Below are 14,511 nucleotides of genomic sequence, written 5' to 3' on the forward strand. Positions count from 1 at the left end.
ACTGTGATAAAATCTATCTAGTATTCCTAAGGTTATAAAAAAAGAACGTAAAAAATTGATCCATGTATTTTTTTCAGGAAATAAGGAGAAACAAAACCATGACCACAAAACAAGCAGAAAAAACAGGTGTTGAAAAGCAGACACGTAAAAAGCAGAAGCAGGAGAGAAATACTGCTGCTAAGAAGTCTGCAAAAAAAAATGAGCAGGCATCTGCTACTTCCACAACAGAAAAACAAACAAGAAAAGAACAAAAACGTAAACAGAAAGAAGAAAAGAGAAGCAACAGAAGGCCGAGACTTCGTATATTTCCGATCTGGCTTCGTGTGATTGTCGTTCTTCTATTTTGTGCAGCTGCTTTAATAGCTGGATTAATGATTGGTTATGGTGTAATTGGTGATGGTACTCCAAGTGACGCCTTGAAAAAAGACACATGGCAGCATATTATTGACATTGTTACAAAACCACAGTAAAGCGTACTTCCTATAGAAAAGCATTTCACCTGTAAAAGGTGAAATGCTTTTTAGTAATGGCTGTTTTCTATATTGTTGATTCGACACAAAAATATAGAACTGTGGCTACATCGACTCGCCCGCGATGTACGGGAAGCAAACAGTGATAAACGGGATGCTATTTAAGGGACTCGTCTACCTGTAAATAAACGAACAATTAAAACAATCAAAGCAATTACAAGTAAGATGTGTATCAGATTACCTGCAATTTCAAAACCAAAGCCAAGTGCCCACATAATTAATAAAATTAAAAGAATGGTCCAAAGCATTATTTAAATCCTCCTTTCGGCAACTAAAATTATTATCTTTGTTGAAAAACATAACCTGGGCTGTAGTTAATTATTACCTCTTTTTACTTAGTATGAAACATATCTTTGTTATAATGTATAGAGAAGCAGTTCTTGCTGCTGTACCACAGTGATGCTGAAGGAGAGATAAAATGGATATTGAACAAATTAAAGAAATTATTCCACATCGTTACCCATTTTTATTAGTGGACAAGGTGACGGAAATGGAAGAAGGAAAACGGGTAGCAGGTCTTAAAAATGTGTCAGCAAATGAACCTTTCTTTCAAGGGCACTTTCCAGAATATGCAGTAATGCCTGGTGTATTAATTGTTGAAGCACTCGCACAAGTAGGCGCGATCGCAGTACTGGGGATAGAAGAAAATAAAGGTAAATTAGGTTTTTTGGCAGGAGTGGACAAATGTCGATTCAAACGTCAGGTAAGACCGGGAGATCAGCTGAAATTGGAAGTTGAGATCACCAGAATGAAGGGACCTATCGGTAAAGGTAAAGGAATCGCGACGGTAGATGGAGAAATTGCCTGTGAAGCAGAAATTACATTTGCAATTAAATAATTTAAAAATAAATCCTCTTTTTAATTAAAGGGGATTTTTCTCAGGCTTACGGCTTACCGCACACTGCGTCGTTAACTAAATCTGTACGAAGAGAGCTTTCGTTTGAAATAGAATATAAAATAGCCGACGGAAAGCGGATGGATAAGTACGTCAAAAAAAATACAAAAAATAAGTATCACTTCTTTGCAAATGGTTAAGCTAATGGCGATAGCGAACATTTCAAAGGAGGAAACCTTTTATGAAAAGAAAGATATTATTAAGATTAGGCGCATCTGTGTTGGCAATTTCCTTAGTAGCTGCGTGTGGAACAGATCCTGTTGAAGAAGATGCTCCACTAGATCAACAACAACAAGATCAAGGAAATAATCAAAATAACGGCAACGGGATGAATGAAGGCGACGATGGTATACTTCAAGATGAAAACGAAATGGATGGCGGTCAAGGGAACCAGTAGTGTACTACTAGCTATCATCTTTAAAGGTACGCTTTAGAAGATGGACAACCAAAAAGCAGAACAAAACTCAAGCGTATTGAGATTGTTCTGCTTTTGTACTACTTAACCTTTTAAATCAACCTGTTTACCAAGAGATGGGTGCGGAGCAGGTGATATGGGCTGCTGGAGCATCTCCATTAATTGAAGCCCTTGCTGTTCCATTACATTCATCACATTTCCCATGATAGCCAAGCCTGCTTCAGAGCGGACCCGCTGATTAGCCATCCCAATAGATAGTGCAGCAATATCCATTCGATACCCTCCATTATTAGCAACCTGATTCTTACTGACAGTATAGCATACTTGTCAGGTTACTAAAGGGGCTTCTTACTAAAAGGAGGGTATAAAACTAGCCGCTTTACAAGGTAAGCTACAGATTGAGCTACGTACAGCCCCAGCGGTCGATGTCTTTAAGTGTTGGTTCTCAGATATTGATTCTTTCTACTTATTTCTCAGAGCTGGCAGCATCTTTTTTAGTGGCCGTTTTCCCAGTGCTTTTTGATTTTGTGCTCTTTTCACTATTGGATGATTTGCTGCTTGTTGTACTATCATCTTTCTTAGCTGCAGGTGTTGATTTGCTTTTTGTGCTGCTTTTTTTATTATCTGTTTTTGGCGCTATTTTTGAATTACTCTTTTTTTCTTGTGTCTTCTTTTCCTCTTTAACCTCTTTCTTCTCATCACCTTTTCTTTCGTCGTCTTTTTTATCGTTATCTTGTTTATCCTCTTGTGAAGCTGCTAATTCCTCTTTACTAGTAGAACCTGTCTTCTTACCGTCTTCATTACCCTGTGCCTTTTCCATATCATTCGATTGCATTTGAGAACCATGCTCACTATCATCCCCATCAACGTCTGCTTCTTTGTTTTTTAGTTGAATTTTGCTTGTTAATTGCTTTGTTTTATTAGTTGCCTCTGTTTTTAATTCATTTATTTTAACTTTCGTGGAATCACCATACTCTTTGGTTTTATCGAGGGCTTTTTCTTTAGCTGTAACAGCCTGGTCTGTTATATCGCCACGTAATTCTTTCCCGGATTTCGGTGCCAGTAACAGTGATGTTGCAGCCCCCACTACACTCCCGATAATAGTACCCTTTACTAGATCTTTCCTTGTTACCTTTTTGGTGTTTTTAGCTTTGTTCTTTGCCATTTTTAATTCCTCCTGTTTTTTTGATTAATTATTCTTTTTTGTTACATGGTTAAGCAATTTAAAAAACGAAATACGTTCCTGCTTACTTTTACCGGCTGCTTTCACCTAATTGTGCTTCTAGCTTTTCCAACCGTTTTTGGAGCTGTTCATTCTCATCTTTCAGCTTGTCCTGTTCTTGTAAAGCCGATTGAGAGTTAAGATAGGGATCTGTTTCCCACCAATCCATCCCAATTTCTTTTGCTTTATCTACGGATGCAACGATAAGCCTGATCTTAATCGACAGTAATTCAACATCGGCAATTCCAACTCGAATATCACCAGCAATAACGACTCCTTTATCTAACACTGTTTCAAGGACATCAACTAAACTATTCGATCGGGTAGACTGTTCTATGGCCATTAACTATACCCTCCTTTTTGAAAAAACTTCTAAAGCAGATTTCCCAATGGACCAAGATCGATATTTAAATCCTCATCATCCAAGTCAAAAACTTCTTTCAGTTCATCCATTTTTACATCAAGATTCATGAGCGCGACCCCGAGGTTCTCAATCTCTTGTTCTGTCAGCGTTCCACCATCCACTCTGCGTAATGCCTGACGTTCAACCAACTCACGCAATAACTCGATAACTGTCAGGACGAGCTGTGCAAGTCCTTGTTCTGCGCTCTCAGGATCAAGCTGTATACGCCCACTTTTTTCAGGACGCTTATCCAGATTCGTTAATGACACGGTCTAACTCCTCCTTTTCGTAATCAAATCGTTTGGACGACAATTGTTCGGCTGTCTCCTGATTGGATTCGATCAGTGTTTCAACAGAAGATATAAGAACACGTAAATCAAGATAAACTAAGTCGATACCTGCAATGGAGAGAATAAGATCTCCCTTGATCGCGACACCCTTATCCAGAACCACATCCAAGATATCGATCAAAGCTACATCTTTATTTTCAAACTCTTTCCGCTGTGACATAGCACCCTCCATTTCTAGCTGATTTTTGAAAAGTGGTAGGACGGCCAGGGTCCAGTTACTTCGATAAACCAGCCAGATGATTTCCATTTATCCTGCGCCTTTTGGACGTTAGCTAAGAAATCCTCTACCGTAGATTGTTCCAGCATATATACACTGTTCCAGCACATGTCTTCTTCTCTGCCCGTCACATCTTTATTCCAGTTCTTCTTAACTTCACTGTCTGTACTGAACTGCGCGAACTGATCATGCAACCGGCTTGAAAATGAATCTTTTTCTTTATCTGTTTCCTGTTCAATCAGTTGATCGAGCTTTCGCTTCTCCAAGTATTGCCGGCCAGGGGAGAGCAGCTCAATCTCTTCTCGTTTTGAAGCGATCGTCGGATTATCTTCTGCAACGTTTTCCTTAAGCTTACTGTTGTCACAATAAATTTTCATAATCCATTCTTCTTTGCCTGCAATTACATCGAGCAGCTCGATCATCTTCGGTTTATGTTCAACAATGGTGTTCTGCAAACTATCTTTTCCAGAATAAATTGTGCAGAACTTCATTGGGATAATGGTGAAAATTTCGTATAATGTCATAAGTGCTTCATGGTGATGAAAGGCCTTTTCATGCACCCATTCCATATTATTCGTTTTGGCTTCGAGTTCTTTTTCTCTATATTCAGCTTCATCTAAATTACAAACAACGGCCTCTATTTCACCAAAGGGGATGGTGAAAATTGGGTTGTGTTCATCTATTCCTTTCATGGGGGGGATGGCGTTATCCGCATTTGCAGGTATAATTCCATACAAATAAATTAGCTTATCCATTGTAATTTCCTCACTTTTGCGCCTTTGTTTATTCATTCCACTGTTCCATTTCCCGTTTTTTGGCGAGTTCATACCTCATAAGTAGATCTTTTTCCGATTGTTTATACGTTTCTTCCTCGATTTCATCAAGGTCGTACATCATTTGCAGATGAATAAGTTTCTTTTGGATATGCTCAATATCATAATATTCCTTCTCTACTTCTTCTTGTACCTTCTCGCCAATTTTTACTACCAGGTTTACTGGGGAAGTGAATATTTTTTGGATCATGAGCTTTCCTCCACCTTCAATTTTATATTAATAAAATTATAGGCTGGCCATGGTCCTGTGTAGTTAAATTTAACTCTATCCTTCCATTTCTCATGTAGTTCATTTACCTTTTCATCAAAGATCTCTTCTTTATCACGATCAACTAAATAAGCAGCGTTTAGCAGCATTTTCTCACCAATCGGCTCATTTGTCTGAGTCACTTCAGCAATTGGTGCGAGCTCATCATGAATTTCTTCTTGAATATCATTTTGTATCGCCTGGAAAAAATCTTTGGCCATTTCACCAAGCTGAATACGGTCAAAATAGCCGGCTGCTTCTGACTTGGATTGTACAACCTGCTTTTTCTTCATCACCTTATCATTTTGGCTGACGTTCTTTTCCAGCCATTCTTTCTTTCCAATTACTTTCAAGCCAATTTCAATCTTGTCCTTAATCTTTGGGAACAGGGCTGTTAACTGAGGATATAAGCTTTTCAACAATACAGTGACATCTTCTGTAGTGTGAAAAACATTCCCAAAGCTGATTGGAATTACTGTATCTGACTCTTTCATCACAGATGAGATAACTTGCTGATGCATCATCAGATTATCTTTATTGGGGTGGTAGATTTTAACCGGAACATCAGCAACTACCATCGCTGCATCTTTATAATGAATCGTGTAGGTTTCTCTTTCCTCGCCCTCGAATTCTATACTCCCAAATGAGTGGCTTGATTCCTCTGTCTGGATCCCGCAAAATACGTATATCCCATTTTCACCTTCCATTTATATCACCCCGCTTTAATTTTTTTACATTCTGCCAGTAACTGTTTTTCGATGCGATCATCCGATTTATCTGTACAGGCCTGGAGAGGAAACCAAGTAATATCAAAGCATAATTGAACGAATGCCTCGTTGGTGCCGTCAATAGGAATTTCATACCGCTTCGCCAAGTCGGCAATCATGATGGAGGCACGAAGTCCGGGCCCATTATATGCCTGCTTCTTTGTACACAGATTCCGTACTCTGGCCATGAATGCTACAATTTCCTCAGCTTCCGCCTTAGTAACAGCTGATTTATCAACAACAGCTATGGCTTCCGACTCTTGATCCATGTGTTCAAGTGGTAATGTAATCATGCGGTCCAGTAAGGCATCCTGTAAGTCATAGACACCAGCGTATTCCACGGGATTACTTGTGAAAATTACCGAAAAATCAGGATGTACTTTAATAAAGGAGTTTTTCTTCTTCATCCCATAAAGCGGTAATATCTTTTCTTCTAAAATAGGCAGAAAGATGTTGTTTGCCTCTGGCGGGGAGCGGGTGAATTCATCGTAAACGAGTGTATAGCCGTTTTTAACCGCTTCAAGCAAACGGCCATCAGACCATGACTCGGTCACATTTTCTTCTATTTTGTAAACACTTCGCACATAATTGTCTTTCACTTTATTGCTTTTGTACCCATTAAATGCGCCAAGTAAATCCTGATTGGACAGGTCCCTGTTTCCGTTAATCAGCATCACTGGTCTTTTGTGCTGTTTGGCAATGTGAATGGCCAGTGTGGTTTTTCCGATGCCGGATGGACCTGTGAAATGAATAGGATAACCGGTTTTCAGGTATTGTAACGACCGCCTAATCAGTCCCTTAAAGTAGGTCGACTGATCATATAAATGTTTCTTCTTCTTTTTCTTTGTTTTGGTCTCGGTCATCGTGGGTCCTCCTGTTCCTCTACACTTGTTCTTCCAGATCACTGCGGTAGCGCAGGCTTATCCGGGAAAATTCCGTGACATCATTGTCCTCATCAAGGAAAACTTCATACAAGCCTACCATCTGATCATTGGCATATTTCTTCATGTATTCTTTTTCCTCAATAACTTCCACCAGAGCCCGCCACCCGTTCTTACCATCTTCCTCCTGTTTTTTTACAGAAATAATCTTATGTGGTGGAGCAATATGTTCCTTGAAAAACGCAGTGACTTCATCCATTACCATCATTGCTTTCACATCCTTTCATTAGGAGGCATAAAATTTATTAAGGGTAAGAAGTATAAGTTTTTGGCTACATTTAATTCTTACACTTAAACAGCCACGTCCAGCTCCAGCACCCAGGGACTAGCCAGACTTCCTTCACCTCCGTACAATAAGTCAACATCGGCTTCCTCCGGTCGCCGTGTTTCCTTTTAGATGAACTTGACTTATCGCCAGAAATGGCGAAAGTCTTAGTGAATCTTATACTCTGGAGTGAATCTCCTACGGATCAGTCCAGTCCGTACGTCCCTAACCGGGCGCTTGTGCTTTTGTTCAATTCCAGAACAGTAGTCTGATTTATTCAGATCCTGCTCTCTAAGTATAGGGAAGGGTGCAGAGCCAGTCTCCTGGCCCTGTACCACTATTTTTTTAGCTGGCTTCTTCTTCTTCATAATCGATACTGTCTCCACGAGCGGATAAGCGGTCAGATAGACCATCTTCCTCCACTTCGTCACGTAATAAGCCGACAGCCTCCGCGTACCGTAACCATGTATCCACACTCGCTACAACGACACGAGCCTCTATCGTAATCAGTTCAATCCCGACAACGGAAACCCGTGCGAACGCATCAATTACAATTCCTTTATCCAAGATGCGGTCAATAACCTCTGCTAAACCTGAACTATCTGTTGATTTTTGAATTGCCATCGTAACATGCTCCTCTCTGAATGAACTTTTATTTAAAAAGCCACCTTGCTGCTTTTCAAAATGTACTAGGAACTCCTATCCGAATGATGTTTCACATGCTGCGGCCCCTTAATGTTCGTAGAGCTTTTAATTCCTGTAGAGCTTTTAATTTGATTCGTTCCTTTTATATCATTCACTCCAGGAATTCTGTCATCTGAACTTGTCTTCTCTTTAACTTTAGATTGAAATGATTCTCCGGCTTCTTTTGCACCAGATACCTTTTCACGGACCTTGAGTAGTGCATTCTGTGTCTTTTCTTCAGCTTTTTTTGCGTTGGAATGAACTTTTTCTGCATTTTCCTCTTTCTTTTCCTGCAGTTTACTGGAAGCATCTTTAACTTTAGATTGGATGCTTTCCTTAAACTTTTCACGCATTTCTGAAGCCAGTTCTTCCTTTATTTCGCCTTCTACTTCCTCTTTTAAATCTGCAGGGTCATCTGCTTTTTTTAAAATTCTGGTGACAATCGGCATCTTCTCTTTTAGGCTCTTTCTTACTTTAGGGATGAATAAGGTGGAGGCTACTAGTCCTACACCTCCAGCCAGGGCAGTTGTTCTAGGGTTTTCTTTGAGTTTCTCAGGTGCTTGCATTGAAACCTCCTTTTTCTGTTGGACGACCCTTATCGGTTTAGTTACCCTTTATTTTAAAATGAAAACTAGACATTTTTTACCACTAGGGAAATTTTTCTCTTCGCGGAAAATGGTAAGGCACGTAGCAGAGGGAAGGGTGTGGGTCCAATATTTATAAGATAAGAAATTTTTGGCTGTAATTAATTCTTACACTTAAATAGCCACGTCCAGCGCAAGCGCCCAGGGACTAGCGAGACTTCCTTCACCTCCGTACGTCCCTATACGGGCGCTTTCGCTTTTGTTCTAACGTTAGCTAATTACAATTATTTTAAATTTTGCTTCAAAGCGTGCCCAAAGGGTAATAGAATAGTAAAATAGTTTTATTACTAACTGGAGGAATACAGAGATGGAACAAAGAGCAAGTTCTGTGTATATTATTAGTCCCCTTACGAAAGCCATATTGACTACGGAGTCCACGTACTACCGATCATTAATTCTGGAAAAAAATACGAAGAAAAAATCTATATATACCGCAGAGCAGATCATTGATCACAATTGTCTGCTGGATGTTTCTTCTATAGAAGGCAGAAGAACCGTGGTAAAATCTATTCTTAACGCAAGCAGCAAGCTACCTATCCCAGTAAGTGTGGAGCAGGGTCTCTACATGTTGCCAACAGCTTCTACTAAGAATAAGGACCGTGTATGGCTGGCTTATGAACATATTGAAGCTTATGAACAAGATGGGGAAAATACGTACATTACATTTAGGGATGGATCAGGAATATACGTAAATATCTCCCAGAGGGCAATAGACATGCAGTACAAGCGTGCAAGTCAGGTAATTGTTGCCCTGAACCGACCGGTCATTTTTGGCAGGTCGCCCTATTCTCGGTAAATAAACAGGGTTGGTTTCCCACCAACCCGTCGTTATCGGCAGCTCAATAAATTGTAACAACTAATTACTTGTAGGAAATTGCTCTAACGTGTACACTTGAAAAGTATTTATTTTACACTATTGCAATGTTATGACTGACCGGTTAGTCATAACGAAGTGAAACAAAATCAACAGTAAATCGTATAAGAAACAGGTGGTAATGATGAACGATAAGAAAATGAATTTAATCGAAGCAGGCATGAAGTTGTTTGCTGTAAAAGGTTATCACAGTACCTCTATTCAGGAAATTGCTACAGAGGCTGGCATCTCGAAGGGTACATTTTATTTATATTTTCAATCAAAAGAGGATTTTATTGCAACATCCTTTCACTATTTCCATACAGAGATAACGGAAAGAATAGAAAAGGTGAAGCAGGACAATTTGTCCCCAAAAGAAACCCTTGCAAAGCAAATTACGGTACTCATACATTATATTTATAAGCATAAGGATTTCATTGTAATGCATTTACGTGAAAATATTTCAATTGGGCAAAATACCGATAGGCTTATCCACAAAATGAAAGTAGAGAACTTTCACTGGATGAAGGATAGTGTGAAAGCAATCTATGGAGACTCGATAGACTACCTTCTGTTCGATACAATCATTCAAGTGGAGGGCTTAATGAATGGTTACTTTAAATGGATTGTAATTGATGATATACATATCGAAAAGGACATGGTCGGACCGTTTATTATTCGGCGAATGGACGACATCGTTCGTGGCATGCTCAAACAGGACGAAGCTCCGCTCGTTACAATAATAAATATTCCAGAAGAATATGAAGCAGACACCGGAAAAGATATAATGACGCTGGTGGCTGAACAGATAATGGCATTAAAAAAGAAGGTAACAGATCAGGTACAGGATAATAAAAAGACACAGCTGTCTCAGGTAGTTGAAGCGATAGAAGCTGAGCTGAATAAAAAAGAGCTGCAGCCGCTTATTATTCAAGGGCTGCTTGCCCACTTTGGCCGATCACCGGAGCTGATGCCGGAGTGTAAGCGGATTGCTCAATTATTAAATATAGAACTTATACATTAAATGACCTTATATAGGAGGAGAATTAGAATGAAAAAAATCGTGTTAAGCGTGGCAGCTGTTCTTTTGATTGGTTTACTTGCTGCATGCAATGAGGATGATACTAATGAGGAAAAAACGGAGCGGGTAACATCAGTAGAAACAGTAAAGGTCATTGTTGGAGACTTAGTTATTGAGAAATCTGTCTACGGTAGAACTTCGCCGATGAGCACGACACCAGTAATGGTACAAATGCCTGGAGAAATTGATGTGCTGGAAGTAGAAAATGGCGACAAGGTGGAGGAAGATGATCTTATTGCTACCATCGCTACACCTGCAGGAAAGCAAAACATCCGCGCATCAAGAGATGGCGAAATCACCAGCCTGGAAGCGGCTGAAGGGGATATGATCTCCGATTCAGAGCCCCTAGCTGTTATCGCTAACATGGATTCGGTAAAGGTTACTTTTTCGGTGACCTCTGATGTCCGTTCTCTTTTTAAAAAAGAGGATAAGTTAACGATCGTGCTTGCCGATGAAGATTATGATGCAGAGATTACATCAATCAGCACCATGCCGGATGATACGGGACTATACCCGGTTGAGGCGACAGTTGAAAATAAAGAAGGAACTATTTTACCTGGAATGGTCGGAACGATGTATGTTGCGGAGAAACGAATAACAGAAGCGATTATTATTCCAACAGCAGCAGTGGTGGAGGAAAATGATGAAACGTTTGTTTACGTTATTCAAGATGAACAAGCTGTTAAAACAACAATTACAATCAAAGATACACAATCAGATGAGACAGCAGCTGAAGGCGATATCCAAGCAGGCGATCAGGTAGTTGTCAGTGGTCAGCTGACACTTTCTGATGGCGACCAGGTCAACGTGGTGAGAGGGGAATAATTTTGAAACTTATTAGTACATCCGTAAAAAGACCAGTTGGCGTCATTATGATCGTGGCTGCCATTATTGCACTTGGTATCATTTCGATGCGAAGTTTGGTAATCGACCTGTTCCCGGAAATTGATCTGCCAATCGCAGTAGTTGCCACATCATATCAGGACGCAGCGCCACAGGAAGTAGAAAATTTAGTCAGCAGACCAATCGAGTCAGCTGTTAGCACTGTAGAGGGAATTGAAACCATTCAATCCCAATCACAGTCCGGGTCATCAATGGTAATCATGATGTTCAGCAATGGGACTGATCTCGATCAGGCACTGCTTGATGTAAGGGAGAAGATTGACCAGACAAAAGGATTCCTGCCTGACCGTGCAGGAGAGCCGAATATTATGCGCTTTAACCCGGATCAGCTGCCTGTTATGTGGGTTGGATTAACCGGGAAGGATTCAGCAGCATTAACGCAAATTGCTGACGACCAGATTGTACCTTATTTTGAACGTCAGGGTGGAGTCGCATCTGTGTCTGTTGAAGGTGGAAAAGACCGTGAGATCCAGGTAGTATTGGATCAATCTAAACTGCAGCAGTACGGAGTAAACACACAAAGCATCGTTCAAGCACTGAATAGTTCGAACCAGTCTGCATCGGTAGGAACGGTGGAAAAAGGAAATAAGGACCTTCAGATTCGTGTGAAGGGAGAGTTTGAATCCATCGGGGATATTGAACGGACGATTCTGCAAACCGAAGCGGGAGCTACCATCCATGTAGAGGATGTGGCAGAAGTCCAAGATACATTTAAGGACTCCTCATCGGTGACATTAGTAAATGGCACCCCATCAGTCGTGTTATCTATTCTGAAGAAAACAGATAGCAACACAGTGGATGTCGCTACAAATATTACACATGGAATCGCAGAATTGAATGCAGGTTTACCAAGTGATGTAAATTTGGATGTCATTATTGATACATCGCAATTTATTCAAATGTCCATCGATTCTGTTGTCAAGAATATCTTAATAGGTGGAGCCATATCGATCTTTGTCTTACTCCTGTTCCTAAAAAGTTTCCGGGCAACCATCGTTATTGGATTATCTATTCCGATCGCAATTATCTCTACCTTTATACTTTTGTATTTCACAGGAGAGACGCTGAACATCCTAACATTGGGTGGATTAGCGTTGGGGCTTGGAATGATGGTCGACAGCTCGATCGTTATTCTCGAACACATTTATTCTTACAGGAAACGCGGTTACGGTCTGGTCGATTCAGCAATTAAAGGGGCATCTGAACTGGCACCAGCAGTAATTGCCTCCACCACAACGACATTGGTTGTATTTTTACCAATTGTTTATGTAGAAGGAATTGCATCTGATCTATTTACACCGCTCGCGTTAGCAGTATCGTTCGCATTAATTGCGTCACTAGTAATCGCAATCACACTAGTGCCGATGCTCTCGTCTAAATTGCTTTCAAAAGCAATGGAGGACAGCGGCCGCCGTTACTGGTTTGACCGTTTTCTCGATTGGGTTAAAGGAAAATACCGCAGTGTCTTAAAATGGGTTCTGAATCACAGGAAGACAACCGTCGCAGGTACATTCCTTGCGATCGCAGGAAGCTTGGCACTAACCCCGTTCATAGGGGCAGAATTCATTCCATCCGCCGATCAGGGCCAATTGGAAATCCGTGTGGAAACAGATGCAGGGAGTTCGCTAATCCATACCGAAGGCATTGTTGAACAAGTAAATGAACGGCTGCAGGGTTATGAAAAAGACATCGAAACAAATTACGTTAGCATTGGCGGCGGTGGCTTTGGTGGAGGAATGGGGGGCGGCAGTAACTCGGCCACTTATACGCTGCAGCTCGTCCCAGCCAGTGACCGTGATAAAACAACAACCGAAATCGTTCAAAATATAGATAAAGATCTAAGCGACGTCCCAGGAGCTGAAATAACCGTTAGCTCCATGGACTCAGGTATGAGCATGGGTGATCCGATCCAAATCCAATTAAACGGCCCTGAGCATGCTGTTTTAACAGACCTGGCTGAACAGGTAGTTGCAGAGATTTCATCAGTCAACGGTGTTTACAATCCGGAATCAGCAGCATCAGAAGGGGTACCACAGCTGAATATTATCATTGACGATGATCAGGCAGCCATGTACGGATTAACTCAGGAACAGATTCTGGGCCAAATCCAAATGCAATTCACAAGCCAAGTAGCTACACAATTTCGTGAAGCGGGTCATGAGATGGATGTAACCCTTTTGTATCCTGAGAACAAGCGCAGTACGATCAGCGACTTGCAGGATATGAAAATACAAACACCGACAGGAACCCTACTTCCATTAGAAGAAGTAACTGACTTCCAGGAAATGAGCGGACCTGTTACATTGCTGCGACAAAACCAACAGCCACAAATGAATGTAACAAGTGATGTGGTGGAACGTGACTTAGGTAGTGTCGTTTCAGATGTAGAGGATGTATTGGCTGACATCAATTTACCAGAAGGCTACAGCTATGAGATCGGTGGGCAAGCACAGGATATGGCAGATTCATTTGCCGACCTGGCACTGGCCTTAGTATTCTCAATCTTCCTGGTATACGCCGTAATGGCAATTCAATTTGAAAACTTCCTGTTCCCATTAATCATCATGTTTTCCCTACCAGCAACTATCGTTGGTGTAATGGTCGGACTGTTCGTAGTGGGAATACCACTAAGCATCCCAGCATTCATTGGGATTATCATGCTCGCCGGTATAGTGGTCAATAATTCTATTGTACTAGTTGACTACATTAATATTACCCGGCGAAAAGGGGTAGACAGATACGAAGCAATACTTGAAGCAGGAACAAGCAGACTTCGCCCAATTCTTATGACAACATTAACAACCATACTAGCAATGGTGCCACTGGCAATGGCATTAGGAGAAGGTGCTGAAACCCAGCAGCCACTGGCCGTCACAATCATATTCGGACTGGGAGTCTCCAGCATATTCACACTATTGCTCATCCCAGTTGTCTACTCATTATTTGACGATTTAACACAGAAAATAGTAGGACGCAGAAAGAAAAAGAAAGCATAGCTGATTAATAAAGCCAAAGCTCCCCGTCCGCGGGGAGCTTCTACTGTTGTGTAGTGTGGTAGCATGGTCGGTTGTGAGTGGTTCGGGCTGTTTTGACGCCCAAATGGCTGATCGCTGAATGAAGGCTTGGCAGCGGTCAAGCCAAACCGGTCGAATCGCATGTAGATCAGCACGGGCTGTATTCATGCCCAAAGAGTCGATCGCTGAATAAACCAGGTTGAACGCGGGAATAAAGCTGAATAAGCGCTGAATCATCTGGTCCGAA

General features: G+C 41.1%; 20 protein-coding genes. 7 read left to right on the forward strand and 13 right to left on the reverse strand.

Annotated features, from left to right (window positions below; translation table 11 throughout):
- The first annotated feature begins 98 nt into the window (after positions 1 to 98).
- On the forward strand, positions 99 to 470 hold the full coding sequence (locus QGM71_RS13355) for a DNA-directed RNA polymerase subunit beta (protein WP_327608060.1): 372 nt from the start codon (positions 99 to 101) through the stop codon (positions 468 to 470).
- A gap of 161 nt (positions 471 to 631) precedes the next feature.
- Here the strand turns inward: QGM71_RS13355 and QGM71_RS13360 are convergent, their stop codons facing one another.
- Positions 632 to 778, reverse strand: coding sequence for a lmo0937 family membrane protein (locus QGM71_RS13360; RefSeq protein ID WP_327608061.1), 147 nt, complete (start codon positions 776 to 778; stop codon positions 632 to 634).
- Positions 779 to 948: 170 nt separating this feature from the next.
- Here QGM71_RS13360 and fabZ point away from each other — a divergent pair, with 170 nt between their 5' ends.
- Both fabZ and QGM71_RS13370 read left to right on the forward strand, forming a co-directional pair.
- Positions 949 to 1,368 carry a 3-hydroxyacyl-ACP dehydratase FabZ gene (fabZ, locus tag QGM71_RS13365; RefSeq protein WP_327608062.1) on the forward strand — a complete coding sequence of 140 codons (420 nt, stop codon included), beginning with the start codon at positions 949 to 951 and terminating at the stop codon, positions 1,366 to 1,368.
- Between the two features lie 238 nt (positions 1,369 to 1,606).
- Positions 1,607 to 1,822: a hypothetical protein gene (locus QGM71_RS13370; RefSeq protein ID WP_327608063.1), complete on the forward strand. Its 216-nt coding sequence runs from the start codon at positions 1,607 to 1,609 to the stop codon at positions 1,820 to 1,822.
- Positions 1,823 to 1,924: 102 nt separating this feature from the next.
- Here the strand turns inward: QGM71_RS13370 and QGM71_RS13375 are convergent, their stop codons facing one another.
- From QGM71_RS13375 to gvpQ, 12 genes are all read right to left on the reverse strand, one after another.
- The gene (locus QGM71_RS13375) at positions 1,925 to 2,113 is read right to left on the reverse strand and encodes a putative motility protein (RefSeq protein ID WP_327608064.1); all 189 of its coding nucleotides are present in this window, start codon (positions 2,111 to 2,113) and stop codon (positions 1,925 to 1,927) included.
- A gap of 193 nt (positions 2,114 to 2,306) precedes the next feature.
- Positions 2,307 to 3,005, reverse strand: a complete 699-nt coding sequence (locus QGM71_RS13380) for a YtxH domain-containing protein (RefSeq protein ID WP_327608065.1) — start codon at positions 3,003 to 3,005, stop codon at positions 2,307 to 2,309.
- Between the two features lie 88 nt (positions 3,006 to 3,093).
- The gene (locus QGM71_RS13385) at positions 3,094 to 3,405 is read right to left on the reverse strand and encodes a gas vesicle protein (protein ID WP_327608066.1); all 312 of its coding nucleotides are present in this window, start codon (positions 3,403 to 3,405) and stop codon (positions 3,094 to 3,096) included.
- 29 nt (positions 3,406 to 3,434) lie between these two features.
- Entirely contained in the window at positions 3,435 to 3,734 is a 300-nt protein-coding gene (locus QGM71_RS13390) for a gas vesicle protein K (RefSeq protein ID WP_327608067.1), read from the reverse strand.
- Positions 3,712 to 3,975 carry a gas vesicle protein gene (locus QGM71_RS13395; RefSeq protein ID WP_327608068.1) on the reverse strand — a complete coding sequence of 88 codons (264 nt, stop codon included), beginning with the start codon at positions 3,973 to 3,975 and terminating at the stop codon, positions 3,712 to 3,714. Before QGM71_RS13395 ends, QGM71_RS13390 begins: the two co-directional genes overlap by 23 nt.
- A 14-nt stretch (positions 3,976 to 3,989) precedes the next feature.
- Positions 3,990 to 4,787, reverse strand: a complete 798-nt coding sequence (locus tag QGM71_RS13400; protein ID WP_327608069.1) for a GvpL/GvpF family gas vesicle protein — start codon at positions 4,785 to 4,787, stop codon at positions 3,990 to 3,992.
- Between the two features lie 28 nt (positions 4,788 to 4,815).
- On the reverse strand, positions 4,816 to 5,055 hold the full coding sequence (locus QGM71_RS13405) for a gas vesicle protein GvpG (protein ID WP_327608070.1): 240 nt from the start codon (positions 5,053 to 5,055) through the stop codon (positions 4,816 to 4,818).
- Positions 5,052 to 5,819: a GvpL/GvpF family gas vesicle protein gene (locus QGM71_RS13410; protein WP_327608071.1), complete on the reverse strand. Its 768-nt coding sequence runs from the start codon at positions 5,817 to 5,819 to the stop codon at positions 5,052 to 5,054. The genes QGM71_RS13405 and QGM71_RS13410 overlap by 4 nt, the downstream gene beginning before the upstream one ends.
- A 5-nt stretch (positions 5,820 to 5,824) precedes the next feature.
- Complete coding sequence (gene gvpN, locus QGM71_RS13415; RefSeq protein ID WP_327608072.1) at positions 5,825 to 6,742, reverse strand: gas vesicle protein GvpN; 918 nt, start codon at positions 6,740 to 6,742, stop codon at positions 5,825 to 5,827.
- A gap of 19 nt (positions 6,743 to 6,761) precedes the next feature.
- On the reverse strand, positions 6,762 to 7,028 hold the full coding sequence (gvpO, locus tag QGM71_RS13420) for a gas vesicle protein GvpO (RefSeq protein ID WP_327608073.1): 267 nt from the start codon (positions 7,026 to 7,028) through the stop codon (positions 6,762 to 6,764).
- 402 nt (positions 7,029 to 7,430) lie between these two features.
- Entirely contained in the window at positions 7,431 to 7,709 is a 279-nt protein-coding gene (gene gvpA, locus QGM71_RS13425) for a gas vesicle structural protein GvpA (protein WP_327608074.1), read from the reverse strand.
- Positions 7,710 to 7,774: 65 nt separating this feature from the next.
- Positions 7,775 to 8,335, reverse strand: coding sequence for a gas vesicle protein GvpQ (gene gvpQ, locus QGM71_RS13430; protein ID WP_327608075.1), 561 nt, complete (start codon positions 8,333 to 8,335; stop codon positions 7,775 to 7,777).
- Between the two features lie 385 nt (positions 8,336 to 8,720).
- Here gvpQ and QGM71_RS13435 point away from each other — a divergent pair, with 385 nt between their 5' ends.
- The 4 genes from QGM71_RS13435 to QGM71_RS13450 all read left to right on the forward strand — a co-directional run bounded on the left by QGM71_RS13435 (position 8,721) and on the right by QGM71_RS13450 (position 14,246).
- Positions 8,721 to 9,209 (forward strand): competence protein ComK, encoded by a 489-nt coding sequence (locus tag QGM71_RS13435; protein ID WP_327608076.1) that lies wholly within the window; start codon positions 8,721 to 8,723, stop codon positions 9,207 to 9,209.
- Between the two features lie 202 nt (positions 9,210 to 9,411).
- Positions 9,412 to 10,290, forward strand: a complete 879-nt coding sequence (locus QGM71_RS13440; protein WP_327608077.1) for a TetR/AcrR family transcriptional regulator — start codon at positions 9,412 to 9,414, stop codon at positions 10,288 to 10,290.
- Between the two features lie 27 nt (positions 10,291 to 10,317).
- Complete coding sequence (locus QGM71_RS13445; protein WP_327608078.1) at positions 10,318 to 11,172, forward strand: efflux RND transporter periplasmic adaptor subunit; 855 nt, start codon at positions 10,318 to 10,320, stop codon at positions 11,170 to 11,172.
- Positions 11,173 to 11,174: 2 nt separating this feature from the next.
- Positions 11,175 to 14,246 (forward strand): efflux RND transporter permease subunit, encoded by a 3,072-nt coding sequence (locus tag QGM71_RS13450; RefSeq protein WP_327608079.1) that lies wholly within the window; start codon positions 11,175 to 11,177, stop codon positions 14,244 to 14,246.
- The last annotated feature ends 265 nt before the right edge of the window (positions 14,247 to 14,511 follow it).

It is taken from the genome of Virgibacillus tibetensis (genome assembly GCF_036026595.1).
Classification (GTDB): Bacteria; Bacillota; Bacilli; order Bacillales; family Amphibacillaceae; genus Virgibacillus_P; species Virgibacillus_P tibetensis.

Excerpts from the sequence above, each read along its gene's own strand:
- QGM71_RS13355 (WP_327608060.1), top strand. The coding sequence starts at position 99 with ATGACCACAAAACAAGCAGAAAAAACAGGTGTTGAAAAGCAGACACGT.
- QGM71_RS13360 (WP_327608061.1), bottom strand. The coding sequence starts at position 778 with ATGCTTTGGACCATTCTTTTAATTTTATTAATTATGTGGGCACTTGGC.
- fabZ (WP_327608062.1), top strand. The coding sequence starts at position 949 with ATGGATATTGAACAAATTAAAGAAATTATTCCACATCGTTACCCATTT.
- QGM71_RS13370 (WP_327608063.1), top strand. The coding sequence starts at position 1,607 with ATGAAAAGAAAGATATTATTAAGATTAGGCGCATCTGTGTTGGCAATT.
- QGM71_RS13375 (WP_327608064.1), bottom strand. The coding sequence starts at position 2,113 with ATGGATATTGCTGCACTATCTATTGGGATGGCTAATCAGCGGGTCCGC.
- QGM71_RS13380 (WP_327608065.1), bottom strand. The coding sequence starts at position 3,005 with ATGGCAAAGAACAAAGCTAAAAACACCAAAAAGGTAACAAGGAAAGAT.
- QGM71_RS13385 (WP_327608066.1), bottom strand. The coding sequence starts at position 3,405 with ATGGCCATAGAACAGTCTACCCGATCGAATAGTTTAGTTGATGTCCTT.
- QGM71_RS13395 (WP_327608068.1), bottom strand. The coding sequence starts at position 3,975 with ATGTCACAGCGGAAAGAGTTTGAAAATAAAGATGTAGCTTTGATCGAT.
- QGM71_RS13400 (WP_327608069.1), bottom strand. The coding sequence starts at position 4,787 with ATGGATAAGCTAATTTATTTGTATGGAATTATACCTGCAAATGCGGAT.
- QGM71_RS13405 (WP_327608070.1), bottom strand. The coding sequence starts at position 5,055 with ATGATCCAAAAAATATTCACTTCCCCAGTAAACCTGGTAGTAAAAATT.
- QGM71_RS13410 (WP_327608071.1), bottom strand. The coding sequence starts at position 5,819 with ATGGAAGGTGAAAATGGGATATACGTATTTTGCGGGATCCAGACAGAG.
- gvpN (WP_327608072.1), bottom strand. The coding sequence starts at position 6,742 with ATGACCGAGACCAAAACAAAGAAAAAGAAGAAGAAACATTTATATGAT.
- gvpO (WP_327608073.1), bottom strand. The coding sequence starts at position 7,028 with ATGATGGTAATGGATGAAGTCACTGCGTTTTTCAAGGAACATATTGCT.
- gvpA (WP_327608074.1), bottom strand. The coding sequence starts at position 7,709 with ATGGCAATTCAAAAATCAACAGATAGTTCAGGTTTAGCAGAGGTTATT.
- gvpQ (WP_327608075.1), bottom strand. The coding sequence starts at position 8,335 with ATGCAAGCACCTGAGAAACTCAAAGAAAACCCTAGAACAACTGCCCTG.
- QGM71_RS13435 (WP_327608076.1), top strand. The coding sequence starts at position 8,721 with ATGGAACAAAGAGCAAGTTCTGTGTATATTATTAGTCCCCTTACGAAA.
- QGM71_RS13440 (WP_327608077.1), top strand. The coding sequence starts at position 9,412 with ATGAACGATAAGAAAATGAATTTAATCGAAGCAGGCATGAAGTTGTTT.
- QGM71_RS13445 (WP_327608078.1), top strand. The coding sequence starts at position 10,318 with ATGAAAAAAATCGTGTTAAGCGTGGCAGCTGTTCTTTTGATTGGTTTA.